Origin of the sequence: Methanococcoides sp., from assembly GCF_030594565.1 — an archaeon.
In the GTDB taxonomy this organism is placed as follows: Archaea; Halobacteriota; Methanosarcinia; order Methanosarcinales; family Methanosarcinaceae; genus Methanococcoides; species Methanococcoides seepicolus.
Genome location: NZ_JAUVEY010000031.1, coordinates 1 through 15,947, shown reverse-complemented (window position 1 = coordinate 15,947; position 15,947 = coordinate 1). Strand labels below are relative to the sequence as shown.

At 43.0% G+C, this 15,947-nt stretch carries 20 protein-coding genes; 14 read left to right on the top strand and 6 right to left on the bottom strand.

Features of this window, described 5'->3' with window-relative positions; genetic code table 11:
- The 9 genes from QAS77_RS04315 to QAS77_RS04275 form a co-directional block, all read left to right on the top strand.
- A partial coding sequence (locus QAS77_RS04315) for a hypothetical protein (RefSeq protein WP_305064250.1) occupies positions 1–259 on the top strand: 259 nt, incomplete at its 5' end.
- A gap of 176 nt (positions 260–435) precedes the next feature.
- Positions 436–2,124 (top strand): hydroxylamine reductase, encoded by a 1,689-nt coding sequence (gene hcp, locus QAS77_RS04310; protein ID WP_305064249.1) that lies wholly within the window; start codon positions 436–438, stop codon positions 2,122–2,124.
- A gap of 174 nt (positions 2,125–2,298) precedes the next feature.
- Positions 2,299–2,595 (top strand): hypothetical protein, encoded by a 297-nt coding sequence (locus tag QAS77_RS04305; RefSeq protein ID WP_305064248.1) that lies wholly within the window; start codon positions 2,299–2,301, stop codon positions 2,593–2,595.
- Positions 2,596–2,686: 91 nt separating this feature from the next.
- Positions 2,687–3,670, top strand: coding sequence for a radical SAM protein (locus QAS77_RS04300; RefSeq protein WP_305064247.1), 984 nt, complete (start codon positions 2,687–2,689; stop codon positions 3,668–3,670).
- 13 nt (positions 3,671–3,683) lie between these two features.
- Positions 3,684–4,013 (top strand): hypothetical protein, encoded by a 330-nt coding sequence (locus QAS77_RS04295; RefSeq protein ID WP_305064246.1) that lies wholly within the window; start codon positions 3,684–3,686, stop codon positions 4,011–4,013.
- A 48-nt stretch (positions 4,014–4,061) separates the two neighbouring features.
- Positions 4,062–4,271 carry a hypothetical protein gene (locus QAS77_RS04290; protein WP_250868124.1) on the top strand — a complete coding sequence of 70 codons (210 nt, stop codon included), beginning with the start codon at positions 4,062–4,064 and terminating at the stop codon, positions 4,269–4,271.
- Between the two features lie 384 nt (positions 4,272–4,655).
- Positions 4,656–5,051, top strand: coding sequence for a thioredoxin (gene trxA, locus QAS77_RS04285; RefSeq protein ID WP_250868125.1), 396 nt, complete (start codon positions 4,656–4,658; stop codon positions 5,049–5,051).
- A gap of 14 nt (positions 5,052–5,065) precedes the next feature.
- On the top strand, positions 5,066–6,502 hold the full coding sequence (locus tag QAS77_RS04280) for a methanogenesis marker 14 protein (protein WP_305064245.1): 1,437 nt from the start codon (positions 5,066–5,068) through the stop codon (positions 6,500–6,502).
- A gap of 333 nt (positions 6,503–6,835) precedes the next feature.
- Positions 6,836–7,279 (top strand): hypothetical protein, encoded by a 444-nt coding sequence (locus QAS77_RS04275; RefSeq protein ID WP_250869015.1) that lies wholly within the window; start codon positions 6,836–6,838, stop codon positions 7,277–7,279.
- A gap of 518 nt (positions 7,280–7,797) precedes the next feature.
- Here QAS77_RS04275 and QAS77_RS04270 read toward each other — a convergent pair.
- Positions 7,798–8,472 carry a DUF166 domain-containing protein gene (locus QAS77_RS04270; protein WP_305064244.1) on the bottom strand — a complete coding sequence of 225 codons (675 nt, stop codon included), beginning with the start codon at positions 8,470–8,472 and terminating at the stop codon, positions 7,798–7,800.
- A gap of 251 nt (positions 8,473–8,723) precedes the next feature.
- On the opposite strand from QAS77_RS04270, the gene tmk reads away from it, so the two are divergent.
- Positions 8,724–9,329 carry a dTMP kinase gene (tmk, locus tag QAS77_RS04265; protein WP_250869013.1) on the top strand — a complete coding sequence of 202 codons (606 nt, stop codon included), beginning with the start codon at positions 8,724–8,726 and terminating at the stop codon, positions 9,327–9,329.
- Here tmk and QAS77_RS04260 read toward each other — a convergent pair.
- Complete coding sequence (locus tag QAS77_RS04260; RefSeq protein ID WP_157196784.1) at positions 9,326–9,517, bottom strand: hypothetical protein; 192 nt, start codon at positions 9,515–9,517, stop codon at positions 9,326–9,328. The genes tmk and QAS77_RS04260 overlap by 4 nt on opposite strands.
- Before the next feature lie 109 nt (positions 9,518–9,626).
- Positions 9,627–10,334 (bottom strand): HisA/HisF-related TIM barrel protein, encoded by a 708-nt coding sequence (locus QAS77_RS04255; RefSeq protein WP_250869011.1) that lies wholly within the window; start codon positions 10,332–10,334, stop codon positions 9,627–9,629.
- 45 nt (positions 10,335–10,379) lie between these two features.
- Between QAS77_RS04255 and QAS77_RS04250 the strand changes: the two genes are divergently transcribed.
- The 3 genes from QAS77_RS04250 (at position 10,380) to QAS77_RS04240 (ending at position 12,190) form a co-directional block, all read left to right on the top strand.
- The gene (locus QAS77_RS04250; protein ID WP_250869010.1) at positions 10,380–11,072 is read left to right on the top strand and encodes a (5-formylfuran-3-yl)methyl phosphate synthase; all 693 of its coding nucleotides are present in this window, start codon (positions 10,380–10,382) and stop codon (positions 11,070–11,072) included.
- A gap of 139 nt (positions 11,073–11,211) precedes the next feature.
- Positions 11,212–11,382: a hypothetical protein gene (locus tag QAS77_RS04245; RefSeq protein WP_305064242.1), complete on the top strand. Its 171-nt coding sequence runs from the start codon at positions 11,212–11,214 to the stop codon at positions 11,380–11,382.
- 172 nt (positions 11,383–11,554) lie between these two features.
- Positions 11,555–12,190, top strand: coding sequence for an RNA ligase partner protein (locus tag QAS77_RS04240; protein WP_250869016.1), 636 nt, complete (start codon positions 11,555–11,557; stop codon positions 12,188–12,190).
- A 5-nt stretch (positions 12,191–12,195) separates the two neighbouring features.
- Here QAS77_RS04240 and QAS77_RS04235 read toward each other — a convergent pair whose 3' ends face one another.
- From QAS77_RS04235 to QAS77_RS04225, 3 genes are all read right to left on the bottom strand, one after another.
- Positions 12,196–13,041 carry a geranylgeranylglycerol-phosphate geranylgeranyltransferase gene (locus tag QAS77_RS04235; protein WP_305064241.1) on the bottom strand — a complete coding sequence of 282 codons (846 nt, stop codon included), beginning with the start codon at positions 13,039–13,041 and terminating at the stop codon, positions 12,196–12,198.
- Positions 13,042–13,058: 17 nt separating this feature from the next.
- Positions 13,059–13,979, bottom strand: a complete 921-nt coding sequence (nadA, locus tag QAS77_RS04230) for a quinolinate synthase NadA (protein WP_250869007.1) — start codon at positions 13,977–13,979, stop codon at positions 13,059–13,061.
- Positions 13,980–14,076: 97 nt separating this feature from the next.
- Complete coding sequence (locus QAS77_RS04225) at positions 14,077–14,892, bottom strand: aspartate dehydrogenase (RefSeq protein ID WP_250869006.1); 816 nt, start codon at positions 14,890–14,892, stop codon at positions 14,077–14,079.
- Positions 14,893–15,047: 155 nt separating this feature from the next.
- Here QAS77_RS04225 and nadC point away from each other — a divergent pair, with 155 nt between their 5' ends.
- Positions 15,048–15,872, top strand: coding sequence for a carboxylating nicotinate-nucleotide diphosphorylase (gene nadC, locus QAS77_RS04220; protein WP_305064240.1), 825 nt, complete (start codon positions 15,048–15,050; stop codon positions 15,870–15,872).
- Positions 15,873–15,947 lie beyond the last annotated feature (75 nt).

Sequence of the window (15,947 nt, the reverse complement as noted above, 5' to 3'; positions counted from 1 at the left end):
TGCAACAAAGCCCCAGAAGATACCACCACCCCGTGGGAACTGTTCTGAGAAAACGATGGCCAGTATTGGAAGCAGTATCAGACCTACAGCCTGCATTAGAATTACAACAGAGTACTCACTGGTACGCTTTGAAGCAAAACCTCCTCCGAAATCAGCCGCACCCCATGCTGCAGCGGAAGCAAGACCTAAGAGAATGACAAGGAATTCAGCGGGGATAATTTTAGTAACTCCTGATAAAGCATCGGGCCTTTCCGGCTAAATTCCCTCATTTCTATAAATAGATTCTCACAAGAGAAAAATTAAGAATCGATGCCAGGCCATTGTTCACTGATAGCAGGTATCAACCAGGAAACTGGTCCTTTATATAGCAGTATCATTAATGTAGTTAATATCCTAATGATACTTAACTGATGCAGCAAAAAGGAGAGAAAAAAAATGTATTGCTATCAATGTGAAGAAACTATTAACGGCCAATCCTGTACCAAAGCCGGAGCATGTGGAAAGACAGCGGATGTCGCAGATCTTCAGGACCAACTTACATACATCCTCAAGGGGATCGCATATTATAATCAGAAAGCAAGGGAGAATGGGATAAAAGACAAAAATGTCGATAGCTTCCTCATGAAAGCACTATTCTCAACTGTCACTAACACTAATTTCAGTTCAAGTGACTTTAATAAGTTCATCAATGAAGGCATCTCACTGAGAGAGAGCATCAAAAAGAACCTCACAACAAGGAACATCGACCTTGGAGAAACAAAGGACATGTCCTTCGGTGAAAAAGTAAAAGCAACTCTTGGAGTAAGCCATCCTGAGACAAGGTTCAACATCCCGGAAGCTGCAATTATCAATACTGAAACATTGAAGACAGCAAGCGTAGGAGTTCTTAATACCCAAAACGAAGACATAAGGTCCCTCAGGGAGCTGCTTGTATACGGTCTGAAAGGTCTGGCTGCATACGCACATCACGCAGAAGTTCTTGGATACACCGAGGAGGCACTATCCGAATTCGCCGAAAAGGCACTTGCTTCAACCCTTGATGACAGCCTGAGTGTTGACGATCTCGTAGGACTTGTCCTCGAATGTGGAAAATATGGTGTCAATGTAATGGCCCTTCTTGACAAAGCGAACACGTCCACCTACGGCAATCCTGAACCAACGGAGGTTTTCCTCGGCACAAGGGACAATCCAGGCATCCTCATCAGTGGACATGACCTTAAGGACATGGAACAGTTGCTCAAACAGACCGAAGGCACAGGTGTCGATGTTTATACCCACGGCGAGATGCTTCCTGCAAACTACTATCCCGCATTCAAGAAATATGACCACTTTGTCGGAAACTATGGAGGTTCGTGGTGGAACCAGAAGAACGAATTCGAAACGTTCAATGGCCCCATACTCATGACGACCAACTGTCTTGTCCCTCCAAAAAACATTTACATCAACAGAGTCTACACCACAAGCGTAGTCGGTTTCGATGGGGTCAAACATATCGATGCTAAAGAGGATGGTACAAAGGACTTCTCCGCCATCGTAGAGCAGGCAATTGCATGCCAGCCCCCAAAACAACTTGAAGACGGCACTATAGTCGGAGGATTCGCACACGCTGCTGCCCTCTCTGTGGCAGATAAGATCGTCGAAGCTGTAAAGGGTGGAAAGATCACACGCTTTATCGTCATGGCAGGATGTAACGGAAGGCATAAAGAAAGGGATTACTACACCAAATTTGCAGAAGCCCTTCCTGAAAGTGCGGTCATCCTGACCGCTGGTTGTGCAAAATACCGTTACAATAAACTTAACCTCGGCGACATCGACGGGATCCCAAGGGTTCTGGACGCAGGACAGTGTAATGACTCGTACTCCCTTGTGGTCATTGCACAGAAGCTTGCCGAAGCTTTCGGTCTTGAGGACATAAACGACCTGCCGGTATCATACAACATCGCATGGTACGAACAAAAAGCAGTACTTGTATTGCTTGCACTGCTCCACCTTGGTATCAAGAACATAACACTTGGACCTACACTGCCTGCATTTGTGTCTCCGAATGTACTCAGCGTCCTCGTTGAGAACTTTAACATCGCACCCAACACAACCGTTGAAGAGGATCTGAAGAGGCTGCTCTAAGCCTTTTCTTCCTTTTCAACCCTCATTCATTATATCTATTCATTATATCCATCCATTACTTCTTTTTTTATTTTTAGATCATATCAAAAAGTTTCACTAATTCTTTTATACTAACATCGACCAATTTATTAAAGTGAGAAAATGTTCAACTTGAGCAATTACAATAAAAACTTGATGATAGTACTTCTTATTGCAGCCACACTGTTCACGATGATCGGAGCTGCAATGGTGCTGTCAGAATATAATTACTACAATGGTCTGCAATACCTGGCAACAGCAATAGCGTTCTTTACAACAGCGTATATTATCAAAGTAGGAAAAGTTGATCTAGAGATTGCTACGGACAGCAAACGCACCCAAATCATGGCAGGCCTTATGATCACAGTTGTTGCCCTGAGCATCAAAGGGCTTTTCTGGGCGGTAGGAATTGCCGTATTCATAATAAGTATATATAACATCTACAAAAAGTGAAATGCTTCAATTGACGATAACTTTCGAAAAACTGATATATCCCAGTGGCAATAGCCAGTGAAGCATAAAAACATAAAAATGGCGATCAACGATGAAACCTGAAATAAAAGCTGAACTCCTTGCTATTGGAAGCCTTGACATAGAACAATCCCTTCTGGGTAAGATAACAGTACCTACTGCCGGTCCCGGAGCAGGGAAAACGGCTTTTTTCTTCCGTTCAGGCGACCAGAGGGTCAGACTTGCTTTGAACAAGGATTCCCCACTCAAAGCAGTTGAAGAAGGAAATGAGATAGTCATATTGAAAGATGGAAAAGAACTTGCAAGAGGGCAGATAGAGGATGAGCTTATTCACTGCCCTGACCAGGCATACATCAACATGACAGAGAAGTGCATCTACGATTGTAAGTTCTGTCCGGTCCCTAAACTTAACGGCAAAGTGAAGACAATAGAAGAGATAACAGAGCTTATAGGGAAGGCGAATGCCAGCGGTAAGATGAAAGCCATTTCGATAACATCCGGCGTGGACGAATCTGCGGAAAAAGAACTCGACAGAGCACTGGAAGTCATTGATGCAGTGAAGAAGTACAACGTACCCATAGGTGTTTGCATCTATGCGACCCCGGATTCCAACAAAAGATTGAAAGCTGCCGGCGTGGACGAAATAAAATATAATGTCGAAACAATGGACAGACCGATCTACAAGGAAGTCTGCGGTGACCAGGACCTTGAGCCGATACTGGATGCACTAAGAGAAGCTGTTGAAATGTTCGGCAAGAACAAGGTCTGTGCGAATTTCATAATCGGTCTTGGGGAAACCGATGAAAGTGTTGAAAGAGGAATACGGGAGCTGGCTGCAATCGGAGTTGTGCCCATATTGAGACCTGCGAGCAAACATCCATTGCGCGAGGGAGAAGTGTTCATTGAAAGACCTTCAAAGGAACGGTTGCTCAAGCTTACAAAGATGCTTCGGGAAGTACTGGACGAATACGGACTCCGTGCTGACACTTTCAAAACAATGTGCCTTCCATGCACAGGCTGTGACCTGAATCCACACAGTGACCTCGTAGAAGAATAACTTAAAGGATGCCATGACAAATGAACAAAATTGTGCCACATTCGAGGCATCCATAGAAATGACCGAGAAGGACCTTGAATTTGCAAAACCTCCAATATCAGTGGAGACCATAGTTAGCACATTTAAGAAGTATGACCTTCGATACATTGTCATTTTTGCGGATAACATGTTCTATGTTGCTCAACAGGACCTGCAGCCATATCATCCCATGTATGTAGATGACTCATATCCCGAAGACATTGAACTGATATTCGATCTTATGACCGTTGAGAGAATACGGAAAATTGAATACATCAACGGAGTGCTCAAAAGAAGCCCCATAGAAGAACATCCTGATGCTTGAGTACACGATAAGATATAATACCGATAAGTTACAAACATTAAGAACAACATGATCGAAAAATTATACAAGAGACCTACTACATACGTTGTTATAATCGGATTGATCTTAACAGTGTACCTATTCAGTACCTTATTGAATTTTGCGGATGAAGGTAACCTTGTAATGGTACTATTGACAAGTGTTTCCATAGGAATTGTAGCATTCTTCATTACAAGGACCTTGAGCCACCAGAAACAGATCGATATTTACAAAAAATGATCATTTTATCTTGATCAGGTGGACAAAGGCCCTACAGTGAATCTTTCCACGGGTTGGCTCGATGTCCACAGCTTTCTTTTATTTTGAGACCCCTTTGCTGTACACATCATCTTGAAGAAGTGTTCTTTATACTTGCTTTTTTACCACAGTGAGCTTTCATGTATTCACCCTTCTAGATTCTGGATCAGCACCTTTGGAAGGACCTAAATGCATGACAATGACCGGTTGTGTATATTTTGTGGAAAACCATCCAAAACTTTAAATGTTTTAGTAACATTAATCTGTACCAACACAAGAGTACACATTATTTAATGTGATCACTTTAGTAACAATACGATCATAAAATTGAAATTATGTCCTCACGAAAAGATACAGGTGAGCATTATGGATGATTTAGAGAAGATCAGACAACAACGATTGGAACAGATCAAAAAGGGCCTTGAAGCTAAAGCGTTCCCGGATGCACCCATACATGTTACGGATGCGGATTTCAATGAGTTCATATCAAAGTACCCCATCACTGTAATTGACTGCTGGGCAGAATGGTGTGGACCTTGCAGAAAACTTATTCCCATTATTGATGCCCTTGCAAGAGAATATCAGGGAAAGATAGTTTTCGGGAAATTGAACACTGATGAGAACCGGATGGTCGCAAGGAATTTTAATATAACAGCCATTCCAACACTTTTGGTCTTTAAAGACGGAAAAGCTGCTACCCAGATAGTAGGAGCACTCCAGAAAGAACAACTCGTTGAACGCCTTAACAGATTCATACAGTGACCGGAAGAGAAATAATGTCCCACAAACCAAGAATTGCAGAAAATCCCGGTGTCCGACTCCTTGACCTAAAATCAAGCTCAAAACCATTTTTCATAGTTGCTTCTGTGGAAGTTGGTAACACCACTACGAAGTGTATACTCACAGCTACCAATATGGATGAAGGTAAGACATATCTTGTTACCAAGACCGTGAAGATGACAAGGGATGTCAGGCCTCCAAAGGAAGGAGAGACCATTTTTGGCAGAACTCTCAATGGAATAGAGCTTACACGTGAGTCCGTGTCAGAACTTGTCAAGAACACATTGATAGAGGCAGTGAAAAAGGCAAACCTGGACATAAAGACCGATATAAATTTCGTTGTCCGCTCAACCGGAGTTGTTGCCGGGTTCGATACTCCCGAAGAAGTAGGAGAGTTCATTAAAGCGCTTGCTGATGGCTGTCTTCTTGCAGGGGTACCTCCTAAGAACATGACACCACCAATGGGAATTGATAACATACCCGACAAATTCCGAAAACACAGCAAACTTGACAAAGTGTTCTTTGACGGTGCTGTCGCTAGTGTACTGCCACCAACCGGAGCTACCGGAGTAGAAATAGTTGCAAACGAAATGGAGGGCGAACTTGCGACCGCGGGCATCAAAGAAGGTGCCAAGTGGGTGGATGTGGATTTCCGTAACCCCTGCATGTCAATGGACTTTGGTACGACCCTCGATGGCAGGATAATCAGCCCTGATGAACCCTATGCAAAGACCATTGGTAATTTCTGTGGATTTGCAGGTGCTATCCCGGATGCCATGATAAAAGGAACCGGTTCAGTAGATAAGAAAGTTGGAACCGCCCTTGATGTTTTCAAGGATGTGCATACGGATAAGCTCACATTGCTTCTTAAAGGCAAAAAGATACATGAGTACGCAAAGAAAGCTCTTGAGTATATCATAATCGAGAAGGTTCCTGAAAATAGGGACCGTTACGGGAGTGTACCAGTAAACCCTAAAGCTGCAAAAGAGATCAATGTCGTGCTTATCGGCTGTGACGTGGGAGTGAACGGTTCAGATTTCGATAAATTATCAGGGATAGGCGGAGAGATATACGACAAATTCGGTCTGAAAGTGCTTTTTGCCGTCATTGATGAGGTAATGGCACAGGTGATATACCAACTTGTAAATGTAGCAAAGGAAGAAGGACTCGTATTCCCGGAAACCACAATCGGCATCACCGGAAGAGCCGGAATCAGTGGCGACAAAGCAAAGCTTGCACTGAAATATCTTGACAAGCTCGGCCTTCATGAGAAAATCGAAGAGAACGTTGTTTTCGTTGATGATGGCCTTGCAAGGGGTGCAGCGGTCATGGCAAGATGTATGAACTCCCTTGGAACCACATTCAATCCACTCGGAGGGCATCGCGGTGGGAGATGTATTCTCGGGAATAGGATCAAACTTCAGAACAAATGATCGAAACGACAGACATGCAAATGTTTGTCTGCGATTCTTTTATTTTATTACCCGGCTTTGTCAAATTTAAAACCATGACAATGAGATAAAGCTCGAATATCCAAACAAGGACGGATACTTCACATATGAGCTAAGCTCTTCATTTGGCATATTTTATAATAAAGAGACTATTATATTGAAATTGAGTAATTATGAGCTAAGTAGATAATTATATGAAAAGTTGTATAATACATATGTATATATATTTATAAAACAACTGTACCGCAGATAACATAGCAAATATTATGCGTGTATCGCCAAAAAACTAGTGATAATAAAGGATGTAGGTATAAAATGGACATAGAAATGCAAGCTTCAGTAAGAGAAGATGAGTTGAAAAAAGAACTAATGGCCAAATTGGATCTAAGTGAAGATACTCTGTCAAAAATATCTCAGATGGGAGAAGAGCCAGTTGGTGTCACTAAGAATGTAGCTCTCCAATTACCCATTGCAAATGGATTTGGTAAGAAAACTATTGGAACATTTAATAATCCTTGCCCTTGGACCATAACCGCCAAAGTACATGCCAAAATCACCGCTCCTTCGAATGGTAGCTGGCGAATCCGTGTTTCAGTAAATAATAAGGTGGAATTTGATAGATCTGGCATAACTCCAAATATAGACATTAGCACGAGTATCAAAATAAAAGGTTGGTCAAAGTCGACAGTTGTTGCTGAGGCTTGGTGGAGTGAAAAAACAGATACCACTCTTAATGTAGAAGCCAACGTTACAATTTAAGATCGATAGAAGATGGAGCTCTATTTTTCATACTCCATCGTTTTATTTTTTATATACAGAGTTAAAGTCGCATCGTTTTATGCTTATTCTTATCAAATGGACCACAACATTTGACAGAAGAACATAAAAGTAGGTTTAACTCTTTTCCATATCCCCAACCCAAGATTCTTATTGATCCTGAAATGTTTTGGAAGCTTCTTTTTCTGTCAATAATCTCCCGTAACTCTTTAGCCGCATGAATTTGTCTTAGAACCTTTCTTCCCTTTGATTCAAGTTGTTCCTTTTGTACATTTTCTGAGAAGTAAAGATAGTTCACACTATGGGGTTTAAGGATCTTAATTTCACAGATTCATTTCTCTGGATAATAATTATGAAAATCAGTAATAATCTTATCATTACTCTTATTGAGTTTCTTTTCAGTTATGCACTGCATCACATATGTTCATAGTTTGGTTTGCATTTTGGTCGATACAAACAAACTAAGAACACTTACATTTATTTTGACTGGCAAACTCGGATTACAGATCACTATTGATCGTTTTTTTAATTGAAGCATCTATTGCTTTTTTATGCAGCTCGGATGATTCGTGTATTCCACCCATATTCCCACGAACCGCACGACAGGGGTATTGTGAGATCAATAGACCCGCCTTTGCGCCGGCTTCTTCAACAGGCATACCTACAAGAGCATCTGCCATACGCCAGGTACTACCGCAGGGTGCTCCCTTAATGATATCCACTTTCGAGATCTTACCGTCGTTTACCTCGACATCGAGAACGGGGTTCCCAAAAAAGGAAGTAAAGGCGTCTGTACTGGGATCGGATGCAATGTTGCAGCAAATGTCATCGACCTCAATGAAGATACCATACTTTGAAGAGATGTCTTCCAGTTCCCGGATAGGTGCCTTTGCCGCACCCCCGGGAACTATCAAAGCACCTACGCCGGCCTCACCGGCCATTTTGGCGATCTGTGGTGTGATGTCAGGGTGCAGCGAGTAAGTGATGATTATATCAGCATCGAAAACTTTCTCGTTAAAATCAAGTTCTGAAAAGAACTCTTCAGGCTCATCGATCAGGTCCGGTAGATGTTCAGGGACCTCTGCGACGATCACTTCCAGATCCGACCTGGACCTAACGGTCTCAATAAGCCTTCGACCGTATTTACCACGTACTATAACTCCCAGTTTTGTCATGTTCAATACCTTGAACAATGTTATTGAATAGCGGTATATTAATATTGTTTGCTTTACAATCATTTAACTGTTTAAATATTCAGGTGATCAAATGGATGATATTGACCAGTCAAAGGTATATTTCAGATGTAATGTGTGCGACTTCGTCTTTCAGGCAGATCCTAATTTTTTCCCCATAAAATGCCCGCAGTGTGGAAGTGAAAGCACCTCGAGGACATAAATTTAAAATTGTAAGGATACATGTAATCCCCATGAAAGGAAAGCTCATAACACTGGAAGGAATAGATGGGTCTGGAAAATCTACCATTACAAGCTTTCTGAACTCCCATCCGAGCTTTGCTAATGCGGTGTTCACAAGAGAGCCCACCACAAGCTGGATAGGGGATGCTGTTTACAAGGCAATCCAATCTAACACCGATGAACTTGCCGAGCTTATGCTTTTCACTGCAGACCATGCAGACCACATTGAAACCCTGATAAGACCTGCAATCGAGGAAGGGAAGATAGTTATTTCGGACAGGTATTCGGACAGTCGTTACGCCTATCAGGGCGTTACACTGAAAGAGAGAATGGAAGAGCCCATGGAGTGGATACAGATGATCCACAGAGGTTGGACCATTATCCCTGATCTCACGTTGCTTTTTGACATCGACCCGGCTGTTGCGGTACAGCGATGCGGCAAAAGAGGGGAACAGACAAAGTTCGAGAAGATAGACCTCCTCAAAGGGGTCAGAGAGAACTACCTGAAGCTTGCAGAAAAGGAACCAGAAAGATTCGTTGTTATCGATACGGACAGGGAATTAAAAGAAATAGAGAAAGATGTGTTGCAAGCAATCACATCGATCATTGAAAGTTAAAGATCGTTAGAGTCTGCGAACTTTACGAGAAGTTCACCGAACTCACGGACGTGTTTTGGATTCAAGTTAAAGCGGCTCCTTTTCTGACCGCTTCTTTCTTTTGCGACCTCTACATACTCATTTTCATACTTTTCACTTGTTGCAAGAGATATTGTAAGGTACCATCCGCCACCCATTTTTATTTCCATATACTCTTCGCTGTCACGGACTTCTTTATTTTCTTCAGTTTCACTTACAACTTTATTTTCTTCTACCATATTGATCACCCATATTCAATGTAAATTGAACATCTATTCATTACCTGACCATCTCAATAGGAATGGAACCATTATGCAATCCGGTTGCAACCAATGCACCTTTGATACCAATAGCTTCCAGTTGCCTAATATCTTCCACGTCCCTTACGCCTCCGCCAAGGAGAACATTGTGGTCAGAAACATCTGCTATAAGACTTAAAAATTGTGCATCGAACCCTGCTGAGGTTCCCACCATATCCATGTCAAGGAATATTATGTCATTTATCTCCAGACCGTTCAGTACCTTTACTATCTCAAGGGGATCTTTCGGCATCAAAGGGTCAGACGAGAGGATGTTGCCGTTCTTTTTATCAATGCTCACATTGATCTGTGAAGGGTATGCAGCAGCTATCTTAGTAATGGAATCCAAAGATGCGGTCTCTGTGCCCAGTACAAGATGCTCTGCAAGCCCTAAAAACCCGGCAACATCTTCAAAGGAGCTGATCCCAGGATCCAGCATCGTTTTGGAAAGCTCTGAAACTCCCCTTATCACATCAAAATTTATGTTTGGCTCACCCTGCCCCTGAAGTCTGTTAAGGTCTGCGATATAGACCTCGGCAGGACGCAGTTCCCGAACAATACCAACCGGGTCCGATGTTGTGCAGACATTACTGATTTCGTGTACCGGACGATATTTTTGCCGGTCCCCTCCCTGCGCATGGACAGCATTACGGTTATATACATCAAATACAAAGACGGTTCGAAACATATTAAATTGATAATTCATCTCATCTTATAAAAAAGAGGCTAATACATGAAATTACTCGTAAGTCCGATCAACACTGAAGAAGCAGTAGCTGCACTCAACGGAGGAGCAGATATAATCGATGTAAAGAATCCAAAGGAAGGTTCACTTGGTGCTAACTATCCATGGGTCATCAAGGGAGTAAAGGACGCTGTTGAAGGTAAAAGGCCGATCAGTGCCGCACTTGGGGACTTCAACTATAAGCCAGGTACCGCAGCCCTTGCAGCATACGGAGCTGCTGCTGCCGGTGCAGATTATGTGAAGATAGGACTTTATGACATCAACACCGAAGAACAGGCATACGAAATGCTTACCGGTATCGTTGAATCCGTAAAGGACATGGACGTCACTGTTGTAGCTTGCGGATATTCCGATCACGAGCGCATTAACTCCATCAACCCGAAACTTCTCCCTGAAATTGGTGAGAAAGCAGGCGTTGACCTTGTTATGGTCGATACTGGCCTCAAGGACGGACGATCTACATTTGAGTTCATGACCGAGGAAGACCTTATCGAATTCGTCAACGATGCACACTCCCGCGGACTTGAGACCGCTATTGCAGGAACCATAAAGTTCGATGATATTCCGGCATTGAAGCGTATCCAGCCAACCATCGTTGGCGTGCGCGGAATAGTCTGTGGTGGAGACCGCAGCACTTCAATTAAACAGGAACTTGTTGAGAAATTGAGAAGTGAGATCTGAAAAGGTCTCTTTTTTTTATTTCCAAAAACACTTTTTTAAAACATTTCTTTTTTATACTAGTACTGTGAATTTTACTCTAGTGGATCTTAGTGCCACTACTTAGATCAATACTACTTTTTAATTGAGCAAGGTGATCAGGATGTCCGAAGATATCACAGTACGTGTTGCAGAAGCAAACTACCGTGATGCGGGAAAGGGTATTGGCGGACTGAAGCGAGAACTCGGATTGATGCGCGAGATCATCGAACTGCCACTACGACATCCTGAACTTTCCGATAAGCTTGGAACGGAGCACCCCCGGATGGAATGAAGATATATGACGAGATGGCACGAATGTTCTCGAATTCGGATGCAGATGAAAAGGACCTAAGGGAAAAGGCATAAGTCGTTGGCCTAATAGTAATTAATAGGGGGAGTAAGTTACGTTGAAACAAAGATTTGTTTTAGATACGACCGCTTTGACCGATCTTCAAACACGGGAGATGCTGGAGATAGAGGACCTTTGCCAGGGAATGAGGGCAATACTTGAGCTTATCGCTGAATCAAGGCTTCATTTACAGATCAGTTGTTATGTTCCATTCCCATCTGTCTACAAAGAGCTCCATGAGTTTGCAAAAAATAATGGCTGCGATGATGAGATCATTGCGATGATAGATACATGGCTTGTCAAAAAGACGCCCGACCGGCATGAGGTGAAGATACCATCACATATTTTCCATGAATACGTATCCTATATGCGAGAACGTATCAACAAGGGTATGACCGTGGCCGAGGAAGCTATCCGGGAAGCTTCGATGCAATGCCTGTCCCTTGATTCGGAGATCGAGGATACGCACAAGGTAGAGGATGATACCGATCGTGAGGTTATTGGACCCATTGTAGGTAAATTCAGGAACAAGTACCGTTCAGCACTTCGTTATGGGATCCTTGACAGTGCCCCGGACATAGATGTACTGCTTCTTGCAAAGGAACTGGACGCAGCGGTTGTTGCAAGTGACTACGGCATTCAGAAATGGGCGGAACAGCTCGGGGTCAGGTTCGTGCCTGCTAATACGTTCCCGATGATGTTGAAGGAATATCTGAGACATACGCCTTCGGACGGAACTCATCAGAAGTAAATCTTTCAGGCACCCACGATGAAAGAAATGAGTGCAAAGAGCATTGCGAATTTAAACATTTTTGATGAGCGTGCAGCATCCTTTTTCCCGAGTATCTGGTAAACTGCGACAAGGAAGAAGATGTCTGCAATGCCCACGACGAAAAGATATTTTTCATTTAATATGGATTGCATGTAAGGTACCGGACTTGCAAGCATGGCTGTAAAGCCGAATGCTGCTGCGACATATGATGCTTTTTTGGCTCCGACCAGGATAGGGAGTGTCCTTGCACCATCCTTTTTATCACCCTCAATATCCTCAACATCTTTTACGATCTCACGGGCAATGGTCGCAAGGGTCGCCAGAAAAAAAAGAACTAACAGTGCCTGAAGTCCTGACATGCCGAAGACCGCACCGCCAAAAAGGAAGGTCGAGCCGGTGAGATAACCGACCGAGGCATTGCCAAAGAAAGGAGTGCGTTTCAGGCTTTGTGCATAGAATATCAGTACTATCGAATTGAATAGAGCTATGATGCCACAAAGGGGATTCACCAGAAATGCCAGTGCTATTCCTGTTATAAAAAGAAGAAGCGAAAAATAAAGGGCGCTTTTCAAGGAGATCTTACCGGAAGGTATCGGCCTTGAGGGTTTGTTCACTTTATCGATTTCGATGTCGAAATAGTCGTTCAAACCGTTGCCAGCTCCTGTAACGAGGAAGACTACGGCAAAGATCAGTGAAGTATCGAACAATGATAGCGATACGTAAGGGGAAGCAGAGGAGAGAATATTATAAGCTATCAGAACACCAATGAGGCCTGCAAAGGCAGCCATTGCACAATTTCCGGCACGCATAAGTTCAAGATAGGCTTTCATTCGTTCTCCTGTAATAATTATCGGTTGCGTTTTACTTCCAGCATACGGTCAAGGGCGCGCTTTGCACGTACCTGAATATCTTTTGGCACGGTCACAACGGTCTCCATGTTCTCAAGACAGCGAAGGACAGAACTTAGATCTATCATTTTCATGTCCGGACAGAATGTGAATTTTGAGACGGGATAGAATTTCTTATTGGGATTCTCAGTCTCAAGCTGGTGCAATATACCCTGCTCCGTGGAAATTATGAATTCATTGTTATCGGAGCTTTTCACATGACCTATCATCCCAGTGGTACTGAACACATGGTCTGCTTTTTCCAGAACCTCTGAGCGGCATTCCGGGTGGGCCATTATCTCTGCCCCTGGATGCTCGTTCACTGCAAGATCCACATCTTCTGCAAGTATCTGATTATGTGTAGGACAATAGCCATTCCATGGAATGATGGTCTTATCGGTGTGTTTTGCAACATATGCTGCAAGGTTCTTATCAGGAACGAAAATAACTTTGCCTGAATCGAGCGAATTTACAACTTCCACTGCATTTGCCGAGGTGCAGCAGATATCACATTCTGCCTTGATGTCGGCTCTTGTATTTACATAACAGACGACCATGGCACCCTGATGTTCTGCCTTTAATTTACGCAATGATGCGACATCGACCATTGCAGCCATAGGGCAATCGGCATCTGCATCAGGCATAAGAACCGTTTTTTCAGGAGAGAGAATGTATGCACTCTCTGCCATGAAGCTCACGCCACAAAAGACGATAACTTCCGCATCTTGGTCTACCGCTTCCTGACTCAGTCCCAGTGAATCGCCTACGAAGTCTGCGATATCCTGTACTTCATCCCGCGCATAGCAATGGGCCAAAATAACAGCATTACGTTCTTTTTTCAATGAATTAATCTTGTTGATGATAGATTGCCTGTCCTGCATACGACCACTTGTTTTTCCGTTTTTTATTATTTATACACGATTTCAACGGACCGGCATACAATATCCGGGCATGTGATAAACATTTTTTGGTATGCGATCATGTCCCCACCTGAAGTGGATTGGCGATCTTTTTCAATGTGGAAATTGCAGATAAAGCTGCCAGATAACTTGTCTTGGGGTTACTCGGTGCCGGTACGTTCTCCACCCTTGTTGTGAACATACCGAACTCACCTTCAACGGTTATCTCGTGGATGTTCCTTGTTATTGCAGGGTTTGCGATGATCTTGACCTTTGTCTTGTCAAAACCAATACCTGCAATGCTCAAAGATGCTGCAACATTGACATTTGCAGGAAAAGCCTTTACAGCTTCTGATGCCATGCCTTCGAAAAGTACGGTCTTTCCTTTGATGCTGTCAAGATCGATGTTGTTCTGGACGATGTACGGAGCACCTTCAAGGCTTCTCGGGTGCTTCTGGGTCGTCAGTGTAACTGAGTATATAGAAGCTGCAGATGCGGATGTTAACCCATCCAGCCCAACGATGGCACCGGATGGGAAATAGACCTTACAACCATGTTCCTTTGCAATATCGAATGTTGTATCGAGAAGTTTTTTGTCTGCAAAAGCACCGACACTGATGACCATTACGTCACATTTTGCGTGAAGGGTGGTCGGAACTACCTCATACACTGCCTGTTGGGATGCGCATTCCACTACCAGGTCAACGTGCTTTACCATTTCCACTATCTCAAGCACTTTTGGGTCAGTGTTTTTGAGCTGTTCTTTCAAATTGATTATTGACTGTTCATGCCTGTCATATACAGCATACAGTTCGACACCGATGTGGCCTGAATCGATAGCTTTACAAAGCTCAGTACCGATCGCACCACATCCGAACACTCCAATCTTTAGCATCCTGGACTCCTGCAACTTTATTTTATGATATTGAAATATTAATAATAATATATCTTAATTATCCTGAACATCGTTCGAGAGATTCTCTCGACAACGTAGCTTCCAAACACGCTAAAAGCATATAAACCTCTTGAAGCATTGATATACATGGTAATATGATACTGACCAGCGAAATTGAAAGATTCATTGAGGAAGACCTTGGAGCAAATGACATTTCCTGTACCCTTGTTCCTGAAAAAGATATCAAAGCGATCGTTTTTGTCAAACAGGATTGTGTCGTTGCAGGCATTCCGATCGCACAACGGATATTCGAGTACTTTGGACTTGATTCATCCGCAAAACATAAAGATGGAGATAAATTAGTATCAGGAGAAACTATTTTTGAGATCTACGGTAATGCGGTATCGGTACTTCGTGCGGAAAGGATAGTTCTCAATTTCCTCGGGCATTTGAGTGGCATCGCAACCAATACCCGGGAATATGTCGAAACGGTCAGACAATACTCAGATGTGAAAGTGGCGGGTACAAGAAAGACGACTCCCGGGATACGAAAGTTCGAAAAACTTGCCATAATTGCCGGAAGAGGCGATCCTCACAGATTCGACCTTTCTGACACCATTATGGTAAAAGATAACCATGTCAACATGATGGGACTTGAAAATGCCATAACTTCAGCAAAGGAACTTGCAGGCTTTACGCAAAAGATAGATGTTGAAGTTGAATCCATTGAGAACGCAATTCTCGCTGCAAAAATGGGAGTTGATATCATAATGCTCGACAACATGTCACCGGGACAGGTAATTCAGGCAGTGGAAGCATTAAAAAGTGAGGATCTGAGAAATAATGCTATTCTGGAAGTTTCAGGCGGGATCGACCTCTCAAATATCTCTGAATATGCTAAGACCGGAGTGGATGTCATTTCTGTAGGTTCACTGGTACATAAGTCGCAATGGATAGATATCAGCCTTGAATTCGTGTAAAAAGTCAAAATAGATGTCATAAACTATTTATTGGATTCTTATTGTATTGATACTGGAATAGTATATACTATAACG